The organism is Pseudomonas sp. SWRI68 (genome assembly GCF_014269165.1).
GTDB classification, from domain to species: domain Bacteria; phylum Pseudomonadota; class Gammaproteobacteria; order Pseudomonadales; family Pseudomonadaceae; genus Aquipseudomonas; species Aquipseudomonas capeferrum.
Genome location: NZ_JABWRU010000014.1, coordinates 55,225 through 68,337, shown reverse-complemented (window position 1 = coordinate 68,337; position 13,113 = coordinate 55,225). Strand labels below are relative to the sequence as shown.

The following is a 13,113-nucleotide window of genomic DNA, read 5'->3' as shown; positions in this document are numbered from 1 at the left end:
CATCAGGCGCTTAGCGCCTGGCTGTTTCAGACTGCGTTGTGGGACTTCAGCCAACCCAAACCTGCTTCAGTGGTTGTCAGCGGTTTGTATTCCGCGCCGACCCAGCCCTGATAGCCAATGCGATCCAAATGCTCAAACAGGAAGCGGTAGTTGATCTCGCCAGTACCAGGCTCGTTACGGCCCGGGTTGTCGGCCAGCTGGATGTGGTTGATCAACTGCAGGTTGGTTTCCATGGTGCGAGCCAGGTCACCCTCCATGATCTGCATGTGGTAGATATCGTACTGCAGGAACAGGTTGTCACTGCCCACTTCGGCCTGGATTTCCAGGGCCTGCTGGGTGGTGTTCAGGTAGAAACCCGGGATGTCGCGGGTGTTGATCATTTCCATGACCAGGCGAATACCGGCGGCCTTGAGCTTGTCGGCGGCGTAGCGCAGGTTTTCGACGAAGGTCTTGCGCACGGTGGCGCAGTCCGGGCCTTGTGGGCGGATACCTGCCAGGGCGTTGACCTGGGTGTTGCCCAGCACCTTGGCGTACTCGATGGCCTTGTCGACACCGGCACGGAATTCTTCGATACGGTGGGGGTGGCAGGTGATACCGCGCTCACCCTTGGCCCAGTCGCCGGCAGGCAGGTTGAACAGCACCTGGGTCAGGCCGTTGGCTTCCAGCTGCTGCTTGATGTCGGCAGCGCTGAAGTCGTACGGGAACAGGTATTCGACGCCTGTGAACCCGGCATTGGCGGCAGCACTGAAGCGCGCGAGGAAATCGTGTTCGGTGAACAACATCGAAAGGTTGGCTGCTAAACGTGGCATCTGGCTGTCCTCACAAGTCTCAAGAATTGCTCAACGGCACAATCGAGGTCGGCGCATCGCTGGCGAATACTGCCAGCTCTTCGAACTCGTTAATTGCGTCGATTTCGGTACCCATGGAGATGTTGGTCACTCGCTCCAAAATCACCTCAACGACCACTGGTACCTGGTGCTGTTGAGCCATTCGCTGGGCTTCCCTGAGAGCAGGGGCAATCTCAAATGGCTCGAACACGCGAATCGCTTTACAGCCCAGACCCTCGACAACCGCGACGTGATCCACGCCGTAACCATTGAGCTCTGGGGCGTTTATGTTTTCGAAGGCCAGCTGGACGCAATAGTCCATCTCGAAACCGCGCTGGGCCTGACGAATAAGACCCAGATACGAGTTGTTTACCAGGACGTGAACGTAGGGCAGGTTGAACTGAGCACCGACAGCCAGCTCTTCGATCATGAACTGGAAATCGTAGTCGCCGGACAACGCAACGACCTGACGGCTTGGGTCAGCTTTGACTACACCCAGTGCAGCTGGGATCGTCCAGCCCAGAGGGCCCGCCTGGCCACAGTTGATCCAGTGACGTGGTTTGTACACGTGCAAGAACTGAGCGCCGGCAATCTGTGACAGGCCGATGGTAGAGATGTAGCAAGTGTCCTTACCGAACACTTGGTTCATTTCTTCATAAACGCGCTGAGGCTTGACAGGTACGTTGTCGAAGTGGGTCTTGCGCTGCAGAGTGGCTTTGCGTTGCTGGCAGCTCTCAAGCCACGCTTGTCGGCATTTCAATTTACCAGCGGCTTTCCATTCGCGGGCGACTTCAAGGAACGCTTCCAGTGCTTTTCCAGCGTCGGAAACGATGCCCAAGTCCGGGGTGAAAACGCGGCCAATCTGCGTAGGTTCGATGTCGACGTGAACGAACTTGCGACCCTTGGTGTAAACGTCCACCGAACCGGTGTGGCGGTTTGCCCAGCGGTTACCGATGCCGAATACGAGGTCAGATTCGAGCAGCGTGGCATTACCATAACGGTGCGACGTCTGTAGGCCGACCATGCCGACCATTTGTGCGTGGTCGTCCGGGATGGTGCCCCAGCCCATCAGCGTAGGGATAACCGGTACGCCGGTAAGCTCAGCGAACTCGACAAGCAGGTCGCTCGCATTGGCGTTGATAACGCCGCCACCGGAGACGATCAGTGGGCGCTCGGCGTCGTTGAGCAGGGCAAGTGCCTTTTCAGCCTGAATACGTGTCGCGCTTGGCTTGTGTACTGGCAGCGGCTCGTACGCGTCAATGTCGAATTCGATTTCGGCCATTTGCACATCGAATGGCAGGTCGATCAGGACGGGGCCTGGGCGTCCAGTACGCATCTCATAGAAGGCTTTCTGGAATGCGTAAGGAACCTGGCCCGGCTCCAGAACTGTGGTGGCCCACTTGGTCACAGGCTTGACGATGTTGGTGATATCGATAGCCTGGAAGTCTTCCTTGTGCAGCCGGGCACGTGGAGCTTGGCCGGTGATGCAAAGAATTGGAATAGAATCAGCGGAGGCGCTGTACAGGCCCGTGACCATGTCAGTCCCGGCAGGGCCGGAGGTGCCAATGCATACGCCGATGTTACCAGGGTTAGCCCGCGTGTAGCCCTCGGCCATATGCGACGCACCTTCGACGTGACGAGCGAGGACGTGATCGATACCACCGACTTTCTGCAGGGCGGAGTAAAGTGGGTTGATGGCGGCACCCGGAATACCGAAAGCCGTATCGACTCCTTCGCGACGCATCACCAGGACGGCGGCATCGATTGCTCTCATTTTGGACATACTCTTTCCTCCAGGAAATCGATATCTTTTTGTAGTGGCCTTCAGTCTGGACGAGCGGGATAGCGGCTTGAAGATCCCAAAATGAGTTTCTGTCGATATAAAAGGTATCGAATGGCACGTTTCACTGAACTGCAAAGTTTCATCCAAATCGCACAGAAAGGGAGCTTTGCGGCTGCCGCCTTGAGTGAGGGCGTCACACCAGCCATGTTGGGTAGGCGGCTGGACTCGTTGGAGAAGCGGTTGGGTGTAAAGCTGATGCACCGTTCTACCCGCGGTTTGCACCTGACAGAGTTGGGTGAGCAGCTACTGGAGCGCGCCAAGGATCTCGTTCGTGAATTTGATGAGATGGAAGCGAGCATCAGCAACAGCGCCAAGCTGGTGACGGGGAACCTGATGGTCTCGGCCCCGGCTGCATTTGGCCGGTTACATGTCGCGCCACATGCGCTTGGGTTCCATCAGAAATTTCCGAATTTGAAGTTGTCCTTCAACCTGACCGATAGCCTCGTCGACCTTGTGAGTGAGGGGTACGACCTGAGCATTCGCATTGGCTGGGTGACCGACCCGAACTACGTGGCGGTGAAGCTTTGCTCCAATCGCAGAGTGGTCTGTGGTACGCCGGAATACTTCGAGAAGCATGGCAAGCCAACCAGTCTGGAGCAACTCGCCAATCACAACTGTCTGGCCTTCACATCGCAGGGGGGGCAGCCACGCGGGTGGACATTCCAGCGAGAGGGCAAGCAGGTGGCCATGAGGGTGAGCGGAAGTATGGCTTGCAACGATGGTGAGCTGCTCTTCTCCTGGATGAGGCAGGGGTTAGGCATTGGTTGGCGTTCGACTTGGGAGATCCATCGTGAATTGGCGAGTGGAGAATTGGTGACGGTGCTGGACGAGTTCGCACTGCCAGATTACGACATCCAGGCGGTGTATCCTCAGCAGCGTTTTTTGCCTGCCAAGGTGCGTCACTTCATCGACTACTTGAGGCACATCTACCAGCAGCCAGACTACTGGTTGTGAAAAGTGAGGCGGGTAGAACCGCCCCACGGCTGTTAATGCTTCAGGAGAAACGCTGCCTCGATTTCCACAGCCATCCCTGAAGGCAGAGAGGATGCGCCTGTTGCGATTCGCGCATGTTGCCCCGCAACACCCAGCACTTTGGCGATCAGGTCAGATGCTGCATCACGCTCCCTCGCAGTGCTCTGACCATGCCTTCGTATTCGCGCATAGCGATGCCGTCATGAGCAGATTCAGGCCCCATGAACATGACATCTACCCGCCGTGAGCGATGCACAGCTCGGTGCTCCGGGTCTCGATTTCTGGTTCATGGAAGACCACTGGTTTCTCCAGCAGAGCCGAGAGTGCAGCCACGATTCCGGTGGCGCCCCAGCTCCACGGAATTTGAATGAAGCAGTGCGTTGCAGTACCTCAGGCTTGAACAACAACCGACCGCCTAGGAGCTCATTGAGTTCTGGGTTCTCCAGCAGCTGCGTTCGTGCCGCGTAACCTTGAATTCTGACTGCGGCATCCTCGATGTCCTTCAGTGTAGGAGGAAGCGGTCGGTCACCCTTTTTAATGCTGGACATATCAACACCTTCATAATTTTTGGAAAAAGCGCTCGCCCTCACGCTGAAAGAGAGTGTATGGATGCGTTTCAAAGGCTGTAAATTAAATAAAAATGGCCATGTTCGTTAAGGAAAGTTGAACAGATGTCTGGAGGGACTGATGAATACAAAGCGTCTTGAGACGTTTGTAGAACTCGCCCACACACCGCACTTGAGGAAACTGGCAGAGCGTCTGCATGCCACGCCTTCCGCGCTGTCCATGAGAATGAAAAACCTTGAAGAGCAGCTAGGGGTTTCATTTTCTCGCACCAAATACTCACGCCCATGAGCAACACCACGCCGTCCGATGATGCTGCTCGGACGGTGCAGAAGCTGGCCTTCAAATATGGCATCAACCCCACGACCATTCAGCTGTCCAGCTCACCTTCGATATCGGCGCTGATCACGCTGATTCGAAATGGCATTGGTATCGGTGTTCTGCCTGCCGTCCTGGTACAAGAACATCTGGCCAGTGGCGAGCTTGAGATCTTGCCAGTGACTGCTCCACCTCCCATGGTCATCCATAGGTGGCATCTGACCAATGCGGGTTCGGCCACCTTGGGAGTGGCCGAACTGGTTTCACAGGTGGCCCTGGAGCAGGAGGGTGACCACGGGTGAGTCTGAATTAATGGCTTAGGTGTTAAGGTCTTGCCGTGTTGTGATAGGGCGCGCACCGCTCACTGATAACCGGCCATTATCACAGACAATAGGTAATGAAAATTTGACGTTATCGAAGGGCGGCGCGAGGATGATCCACAGCGCGATGAGCACGCTCAACACGATGTTGAAATGTTGGATGGAACGCTCGATTGACTCCGAGTGAATCATTAGCATCTGTGTGCACTAAGCCGAGTATCCATCATAACAAAAATTGTGGCGCTTCACTTGAGTAATGACTACTGCCGTTTACTAAAGTTGCGCTTACGAGTCGAGGAGAAAGGAATAAATGGCTATGAGTATTGAGGCTTCCGAAAGCGTCGGAGACGCCGCAGTCAGTCAGAAGAAATTGTCGGGTAATATGGGTGCACTGAGCTTGGCTATGACGGTGCTGGCCTTTTCTGCACCGCTTACTACAGTTGCAGGATACATTCCGGTCTCTTTAATGTTCGGAGGCGTGGCGACGCCGCTCCTATTCGTTGTAGTTGCCTCGGTCATGCTGCTGTTTGGTATTGGTTATATCACGCTCAATAACATGGTTCGTCGATCCGGCGACTTCTACTCGTTCATTACTTATGGCTTAGGGAAATCAGCGGGTCTTGGAGCAGGGCTGACAGCTGCAGTTTCCTATTTCGTTCTTCTTGCGGGTATCACTTCCTACTTCGGTGTTGCGTGTTCTGATTTCCACCGAGGCCTCACAGGCTCAGCTTTCCCTTGGTATTTCTACTCTCTGACTTGCTGGGTCATCGTGGGTATTCTTGGTTACCTTCACGTTGAGCTCTCGGCAAAGGTACTGCTGTGGGTCATGTTGTCGGAGATCGTGGTGTGCCTGGGCTTCGCCTTCGGGGTGTTGAGCATCGGTGGTGATACGGGTATGGCGGCGTCCGCCCCCTTCTCGCCAGGTGAGCTTTCCAAGGAGGGTGTGAATATTCCTTTCGCGATGCTGTTCGCCGTATCGTTCTTCATGGGCTTCGAAGCTACCGCGCTGTACCGTGACGAAGTGCGAGACCCTGACAAGACCATCCGTCGCGCTACGTATGGGTCGATTATCTTCATCGGCGCGATGTACACCGTATGTGCTTATGCGTTGGTCACCGCTTACGGCGAGAATGTGCAGCAGATTGCCACTGATTCCCCTGCTACCATGTTCTCCCTTGCGTTCAGCAAATACATCGATGGTCGCTTCCAAGTGATCGTTACGATCCTTGTGCTCACTTCGGCCTTCGCATCGGCCCTCTCTACTCACAACGTCCTTTCGCGTTACCTCTTCAACCTGGGTACTGACCGCGCGCTGCCGAAATTCCTTAGCCGCATTCATGTGAAGCACTCATCCCCATTCGCTGCTTCGATGAGTGTGTCCACGATGGTGCTCTGTGTGCTTATGCCGTTTATCGTCATTGGTGCAAAGCCCGAGCTTCTGTACGGCCAGCTCTCCGGCGTAGGTACTTCGGGTGTGATCATCCTGATGGCTGTGGTGAACCTCTCTGCTCTGACTTGGTATGTACGCAAAGGGCGTCACGGTGAGGTCAGCTTTGCAAAAGCCTTCCTGGCTCCGATCATTTCGGGCGTTTTCTTCGTCGCCTTGGTTACCCTGGTTGCCTACCACTTCGACCTGCTGGTAGGTGGTGAGCCTGGTGAGCGTACCTGGATGCTGCTCTGCTTGACCGGTGTGCTGATTGCCGGTATGGGGCTGGCTCAATACTTCAAGGCCATGCGCCCCGAAGTCTATGAGCGACTGGGGCGAAACCCAGCAGCCTGACAATACAAAAAACGGAGCCTCGGCTCCGTTTTTTTATACCCGCCAATACTCGGCTGCTACCTTTTGGGCAAGCTGCGCAACCATCCTGTTCAGGGGCATATCTGCGCGCTCGATGAAGCTGGCGGTGAACGACATGACTGGCATTTCGTGCGTGGAGGAGACGGTGTGGAGCTTGCCGCTGGCCAACTCATCGAATACGGCATGCTCGGGTATGGCTGCTATGCCAATCCCATCCACCGTCATGCGTACAATCGAGGACAGCGAGGAGTTCGAGAAAAGCCGTACCTTGTGAAGCCCTTTGCGTTCAAACATGTCTTTGAGCTGCCAGTACGGGCGTGTGTTCCTCGCGTACGTGATCACTGGGTGGGCTGCAATCTCCTCGAGCGTGAGCGGCTTATCGCCCAGATCTAGCTTGGGCGATTTGATCCAGCTCATCGGGTAGCTGCACAGGGGAAGATTCTCCGCGTTACCGATGTTGACCGGGCCCATCAGCAACGCTACGTCCAGGGTGCAATCTGCGAGTCCAGTGGTCATGTTCGCGGTGCTGTCTACCACGACATCCAATGTGATCTCGGGATATTCCAGGCTTAGCTGTTTCAAAAGGTCAGAGAGCCAGGTGTGCACGATGGTGTCGGAGGCGCCCAGGCTTACGGTTCCACTCAGCCCCTTACGGCCTGCAACAGCCTCTACCATCTCGCTCTCAAGCGCGATCATGCGCTCGGCATAAGTCAGCAGCTCTCGTCCTTGCGCGGTCAGAAAACACCCGCGCTTATCTCTCTCGAACAGCCGCCCATTCAGCTGCCTTTCAAGCTGCGCAATACGTGCAGAGACGGCTGGCTGGGAAGTGTGAAGCTTGTCTGCTGCTTTGTGAAAACCGCCCAGTTGCGCAACCGCATAGAAGGTTTGAAGGCTTCGTAGATCGATCATGTTGCGCCTCTTTATTTTTTTGTGTAATGCGGTGTAGGGCTCGCGCTAGAAGGCTCGCCGCTGTCGAGCCGGCTGATACGGTACCGCAGAAATTGAGGGAAATGCTCATGTGTGAGGGCTTTTTTTGCGGTCTGTTTCGGTCGGTACCGATAAGAAGACGTTATCTCTGACAATCCGCAATCGCAATTGGACGTTATCAGGCTATCGCGAGACGATTGGGCTACGAGGCGATCACTGTCACCCAGGATTCGGATGACCACTAGGGTGCCTTCGGTTAAAGAGAGCGTTGGACTGTGACGCACAATAACGACAAAACAAGTTGCAATACTCAAATGAGGAGAAGTGGAATGTTCTCGCCACATTTGCCCCGCGAACGGCTGCTGGAAGCCTATCGCACCATGCAAACGATTCGCTGTTTCGAAGAGCGCGTGATCAACGAGATGGGTACCGGTGATATCCCGGGGAGCACCCACCTCTATGCCGGCCAGGAGGCAAGCGCAGTCGGCGTATGCATGCACCTCACCGATGAGGACTACATTTCGTCGACGCACCGTGGCCATGGCCACTGCATCGCTAAAGGCTGCGATATCAATGCGATGATGGCCGAGCTGTTTGGTCGAGTCACTGGTACTTGTGGTGGTAAAGGTGGATCCCAGCACATTGCCGATCTGCGCAAAGGTATGCTGGGTGCTAACGGCATCGTGGCCGGCGGCGCTCCGATCACCTGCGGTGCCGCACTGAGTGCGAAACTGCAGAATACAGATCGTGTTGCGATTGCCTTTGCAGGCGATGGCGCCATGAACGAAGGCGCAATGGCCGAGAGTCTCAACCTGGCCAAAATCTGGATGCTGCCAATGATCTTCGTGATTGAAGACAACGGCTTCGGCGAAGCGACCGCGAACGAATTCGTTTCTGCGGGCAGCTTCGTACGTCGTGCCGAGGGCTATGACATCCCTGCCACCGAAATTGATGGCACCGACGTTTTCAAGGTCTACACCATTGCTGGTGAGGCGATTGCGCGTGCCCGCTCAGGTGGTGGCCCAACCCTTCTGCATATTCATGTGCCGCGTTACTACGGTCACTACAGTGGTGATCCGGATACCTATCGTACGCCGGAAGAGAAGAAGATCATGCGTCAAGAACAAGACTGCCTGATCAAATTCCGCAGCAAAGTCACGGAAGAGTCCCTCGCAGATGTGGCTGCTCTGGACGCGATTGACGAAGAGGTTACGGTTGCTGTGAACGAATCTGTTGCATTCGCACGCGCTTCTGAGTTCCCTCCCGTTTCTGCTCTCACCACCGACGTCTACGTGAAGTACCAGTAAGGAGCGCATCATGGCTAAAATTTCTTTCCGTCAGGCGCTGAACGATGCTTTGCACCTGGAGATGCAGCGTGATCCGCGCGTGATCATGATGGGCGAAGACCTTACTGGTGGCGCTGGTGCAAACGGTGTCAAGGATGCTTGGGGTGGCGCGTTCGGCGTCACTCGTGGTCTGCTCGGTGAGTTTGGCCCGGAGCGTGTTCGCGATACCCCGATCAGCGAAACTGCGTTCATTGGTGCTGCAGCGGGTGCTGCGCTGACCGGTATGCGACCGATCGCTGAACTGATGTTCGTCGACTTCTCTGGGGTTTGCCTCGACCAGATCGTCAACCAGATCGCCAAATTCCGCTACATGTTTGGTGGTCATGCTCGAACTCCTCTGGTTATTCGAGCAACCTATGGTGCAGGTACCCGCTCTGCAGCCCAGCATACCCAAGCGTTTTATCCCATCTTCACTCATGTGCCTGGTCTGAAGGTGGTCATCCCGTCGAACCCTTATGACGCCAAGGGGCTGCTGCTTCAAGCCATTCGGGATGATGACCCTGTCATCTTCCTGGAGAACAAAATGCTGTACGACACCATGGGTGAAGTCCCCGATGGCGCTTACACCGTGCCATTTGGTGAAGCCCGTGTGGTGCGCGACGGTAAGGACGTGATGATCGTGGCCATCGGTCGTATGGTTCATATCGCAGAAGAGGCTGCGCGCAAGCTCCAGTCTGAAGGTATTTCTGCGTGCATTATCGATCCGCGAACCACTTCGCCGCTCGATGAAGAAACACTGATGGACTTCGCCGACGAAATCGGTCGTGTCGTCATCGTGGATGAAGCAAACCCGCGTTGTGGTATGGCTGCAGATATTTCGGCAATGCTGGCCGACAAGTGTTTCGACTCGCTTCGCGCACCGATCAAGATGGTTACCGCCCCGCACACCCCGGTTCCATATGCGCCCAACCTTGAGGACGCATATGTACCGAATGCCGATGCGGTCATCAAAGCGGTCAAGTCGATTGTTGAGAGGTAAGCAGTATGTCGATTGAAGCAGTCACAATCCCCAAATGGGGCATGACAATGACTGAGGGTCTTGTCGCTGAATGGCTGGTAGCCGAAGGCGACGAGGTTACCCGGGGTCAGGAAATCATTGAAGTCGAGTCGACTAAAACCACCAATGCGGTGGAGTCAGCTGCCAGCGGCATTCTGCGTCGAATCGTCGTTCAGGTAGGTGTCACTGCACCGGTTGGCGCTCTGGTCGGCGTGATCGCTGATGCATCGGTGAGCGATGATGAAATCGAAGCATTCATTGCATCGTTTGCTGATGCCAATGATGCCGCTGCAGAAGAAGACTTGAACGCACCGAGCGTTAAGGCCGTGGATGTCGGTGACGGTCGAGTTGTGAATGTGCTGACCATGGGTGCTGATGGCGATGACACTGTTGTCCTGGTGCACGGTTTCGGTGGTGACCTTTCCACTTGGCTGTTCAACCAGGAAGCGTTCGCTCAAGGGCACCGTGTGGTTGCAGTGGATCTTCCAGGTCACGGCGCGTCCACCCCGATTCAGGGCGACAAAGTCTTCGACGATCTGGTCAATGCGGTAGAGCGTGCGCTCGAATCAGCCGCGCCTGGCAAGATGCATATCGTTGCTCACTCGTTCGGCGGCGCTGTCGCTTCATCTCTTGCTGTTCGGCAACCCGGTCGGGTCGCTTCTCTGTCACTCATTGCTCCGGTAGGTCTGAGCAAGCAGATCAACAAATCGTTCCTGGATGACTTCATCTCGGCTGAACGTCGCAGGCCGCTGAAAGATGTCTTGGAACGTCTGCTGGCCGATCCGTCGAAAATCAGCAACGACATGATCGAAGGTACTCTGCGCTTCAAGCGCCTTGAAGGGGTTCCTGAGGCCCTGTCGGCGATCCGCGACACTATTGTTGATGCCGAAGGTCAGCAGCGTCATTGGATCGCTGGGACGATCGCCGACTTCAATGGCCCCGTTGCGCTTATCTGGGGCGATAAGGATCAGATCGTACCGCTGCCGGTTGATATACAGATTCCGTCTCAGGCCAAGCTGAGCATCATCAGTGGCGCAGGTCACATGCCGCAGATGGAAGCTGCTTCGGAAGTTAACTCGCTCGTTCTGGAAAACATTTCCCGAGCGAAGTGATGCATAACGCCATTGCTAATAAAGCGATGGCGTACTTCAAATAAAATATTTGAGCGAGGTTAATATGACCGATCGTTTGGCGGGTAAGCTCGTCCTTCTTACGGGCGGCGTAGCCAATATAGGGCTCGCTATTTTGGAGTCCTTTGTTCAAGAAGGCGCGAAAGTAGCAGTTGTAGATATCGATGCGGAGCGTGGTTCGAAAGTTGAGCAGCGTTTTCCGGGCATTGTAAAGTTTTTCCGTGCTGACCTTAGTAGCGAGACTGATGTCCGGTCGGTGGTGGGTAAGGCGGCAGATTGGTTGGGAGGTATTAATACCCTGTGCTTGAATGCAGGTATTCAGCTCTCCGGCAATGTTTCTGATTTTTCCACTGAAGCCTGGGACAAAGTCTACGGCATCAATGTGCGCTCTAGCTTTATCTTCGTGCAGGAGTCCTTGACTCATTTGCGGAAGGCTAAGAAATCGTCCGTTGTCATGATGTCTTCGCTGGCTGGTAAGCGCGGCGCACCTGGCCTCACATGCTACTCGTCCTCTAAGGCCGCAGTCATTGGTATGGCAACGACCATGGCGATCGAGTTGGCGAAAGACGGTGTGCGTGTCAATGCTGTTTGTCCTGGTTGGATCGACACTCCGTTCAATGCGCCGGTGATCGACTTCCTCGGCGGCAAAGAGAAGCAAGAAACGCTGGTTAAATCGCTGATTCCGCTGGGTCGTCAAGCGATCGCTGATGAGGTTGCACCGCTGTTCGTATTCTTGGCTTCGGACGAGTCCTCTTACATTACAGCCCAAGCAATTAATGTTTGTGGCGGTGCGTACAACTAGGTCAATAGGAGAGTTCACAATGTTGATTAAACACGAACTTGCCATGGCCGCTCTGCAGGCTGGTATCAAACGGGCCAACGAACTCGATCAGCGCTCTTGCCTGTCGATCGTTGATGCAGGCGGTCATCTTGTTGGCTTCATCCGTGTCGATGATGCTGCCTTCGGTACGATCGAGGTGGCGACTAACAAGGCTTACACCGCCGCCGCGCTGCGCAATCCGACAGATACCTGGATGGCGATTACGCAGCCAGGGCAGGAGCTTTATGGGCTTGAGCGCTCCTGTGCACGTCCATTCGTAGTGTTCGGTGGTGGTCTGCCAGTGACCATCAACGGTGTAGTTGTGGGTGGTGTCGGCGTATCCGGTGGGCCGGAAGCAGCTGACGTTGAGATCGCGAAAGCAATGGTCGACGTCCTGCAAGCCCAGTAAGCGGTTTGAGTCGTTCACTTAGGTGCCAGAATGGAACCAATTAAAATAATGCAAGCGAAGTCTGCCGCTGAAGTAAGGCAGATGATCCGTGCTGGTGACCTGCGGGTTCCAACGAGCGGTTTCGCTGATGGATTTATGCAAGCCAATTTGATGATTCTGCCAAAGCGGTTTGCGGATGATTTCAAGGTCTTCTGCGATCTGAACCCTAAGAGCTGCCCGCTGGTTGCTATGGGGAAACCAGGTGACCCGACCCTTCCGCTGGCTGGTGAGATAGATATCCGTACGGACGTGGCGCGCTATCGCGTCTATCGGAACGGCGTTCATACCGAAACCGTTGATTCGCTGGTCGACCTGTGGCGAGACGATTTCGTAACGTTCGCTTTGGGCTGCTCGTTCTCTTTCGAGAATGCGATTCTCAATGCGGGCATCGAGATCCAGCACATTAGCGCGAACCGAAATGTGCCCATGTACATCACCAACCTCCCGACCGAAGGGTATGGCCCGTTTAAAGGGTCGATGGTGGTGTCCATGCGAGCTTTCCGCCCGAAAGACACGATCAAGGCGATTGTCCTGTCTGAGCGTTTCCCGCTCGCTCATGGCGCTCCGGTTCACATTGGTGACCCATCGCTTATCGGGATCAAGGACATTGACCGCCCAGACTTCGGTGATGCTCCCGTTTATCGTGAAGGCGATATCTTGGGCTTCTGGGCTTGCGGTGTCACCCCGCAGATGGCTATTAAGCAAGCAGGCGTTGATATTGCTATCACGCATGAGCCAGGTTACATGTTAGTGACTGACCTTGCTGCCGATTCGCCAGATCTTTCTGTTGCCTAGTATCAACT

13 protein-coding genes are annotated in these 13,113 nt (G+C 55.2%); 10 read left to right on the top strand and 3 right to left on the bottom strand.

Going from position 1 to position 13,113, the window contains the following annotated elements; translation table 11 throughout:
• Positions 1 to 26: 26 nt before the first annotated feature.
• Positions 27 to 809, bottom strand: coding sequence for a hydroxypyruvate isomerase (gene hyi / locus HU770_RS19105; RefSeq protein ID WP_186664946.1), 783 nt, complete (start codon positions 807 to 809; stop codon positions 27 to 29).
• Positions 810 to 828: 19 nt separating this feature from the next.
• Positions 829 to 2,610, bottom strand: a complete 1,782-nt coding sequence (gene gcl / locus HU770_RS19100; RefSeq protein ID WP_186664938.1) for a glyoxylate carboligase — start codon at positions 2,608 to 2,610, stop codon at positions 829 to 831.
• Positions 2,611 to 2,721: 111 nt separating this feature from the next.
• On the opposite strand from gcl, the gene HU770_RS19095 reads away from it, so the two are divergent.
• The 4 genes from HU770_RS19095 to HU770_RS19080 all read left to right on the top strand — a co-directional run bounded on the left by HU770_RS19095 (position 2,722) and on the right by HU770_RS19080 (position 6,624).
• Positions 2,722 to 3,624, top strand: a complete 903-nt coding sequence (locus HU770_RS19095; protein WP_186664936.1) for a LysR family transcriptional regulator — start codon at positions 2,722 to 2,724, stop codon at positions 3,622 to 3,624.
• A 705-nt stretch (positions 3,625 to 4,329) separates the two neighbouring features.
• Complete coding sequence (locus tag HU770_RS19090) at positions 4,330 to 4,497, top strand: LysR family transcriptional regulator (protein WP_186664934.1); 168 nt, start codon at positions 4,330 to 4,332, stop codon at positions 4,495 to 4,497.
• Positions 4,494 to 4,826: a LysR substrate-binding domain-containing protein gene (locus HU770_RS19085; RefSeq protein WP_186664910.1), complete on the top strand. Its 333-nt coding sequence runs from the start codon at positions 4,494 to 4,496 to the stop codon at positions 4,824 to 4,826. Before HU770_RS19090 ends, HU770_RS19085 begins: the two co-directional genes overlap by 4 nt.
• 334 nt (positions 4,827 to 5,160) lie before the next feature.
• Entirely contained in the window at positions 5,161 to 6,624 is a 1,464-nt protein-coding gene (locus HU770_RS19080) for an APC family permease (RefSeq protein ID WP_186664908.1), read from the top strand.
• 33 nt (positions 6,625 to 6,657) lie between these two features.
• Here the strand turns inward: HU770_RS19080 and HU770_RS19075 are convergent, their stop codons facing one another.
• On the bottom strand, positions 6,658 to 7,551 hold the full coding sequence (locus HU770_RS19075) for a LysR family transcriptional regulator (protein ID WP_186664906.1): 894 nt from the start codon (positions 7,549 to 7,551) through the stop codon (positions 6,658 to 6,660).
• Positions 7,552 to 7,898: 347 nt separating this feature from the next.
• On the opposite strand from HU770_RS19075, the gene HU770_RS19070 reads away from it, so the two are divergent.
• The 6 genes from HU770_RS19070 (at position 7,899) to HU770_RS19045 (ending at position 13,105) form a co-directional block, all read left to right on the top strand.
• Positions 7,899 to 8,876: a thiamine pyrophosphate-dependent dehydrogenase E1 component subunit alpha gene (locus HU770_RS19070; protein ID WP_186664904.1), complete on the top strand. Its 978-nt coding sequence runs from the start codon at positions 7,899 to 7,901 to the stop codon at positions 8,874 to 8,876.
• A gap of 7 nt (positions 8,877 to 8,883) precedes the next feature.
• On the top strand, positions 8,884 to 9,894 hold the full coding sequence (locus tag HU770_RS19065) for an alpha-ketoacid dehydrogenase subunit beta (protein WP_274080638.1): 1,011 nt from the start codon (positions 8,884 to 8,886) through the stop codon (positions 9,892 to 9,894).
• 5 nt (positions 9,895 to 9,899) lie between these two features.
• On the top strand, positions 9,900 to 11,024 hold the full coding sequence (locus HU770_RS19060) for an acetoin dehydrogenase dihydrolipoyllysine-residue acetyltransferase subunit (RefSeq protein ID WP_186664899.1): 1,125 nt from the start codon (positions 9,900 to 9,902) through the stop codon (positions 11,022 to 11,024).
• 64 nt (positions 11,025 to 11,088) lie between these two features.
• The gene (locus tag HU770_RS19055; protein WP_186664896.1) at positions 11,089 to 11,844 is read left to right on the top strand and encodes an SDR family NAD(P)-dependent oxidoreductase; all 756 of its coding nucleotides are present in this window, start codon (positions 11,089 to 11,091) and stop codon (positions 11,842 to 11,844) included.
• Between the two features lie 19 nt (positions 11,845 to 11,863).
• Positions 11,864 to 12,271: a heme-binding protein gene (locus tag HU770_RS19050; protein WP_186664893.1), complete on the top strand. Its 408-nt coding sequence runs from the start codon at positions 11,864 to 11,866 to the stop codon at positions 12,269 to 12,271.
• 30 nt (positions 12,272 to 12,301) lie between these two features.
• Positions 12,302 to 13,105 carry a putative hydro-lyase gene (locus HU770_RS19045; protein WP_186664890.1) on the top strand — a complete coding sequence of 268 codons (804 nt, stop codon included), beginning with the start codon at positions 12,302 to 12,304 and terminating at the stop codon, positions 13,103 to 13,105.
• Positions 13,106 to 13,113 lie beyond the last annotated feature (8 nt).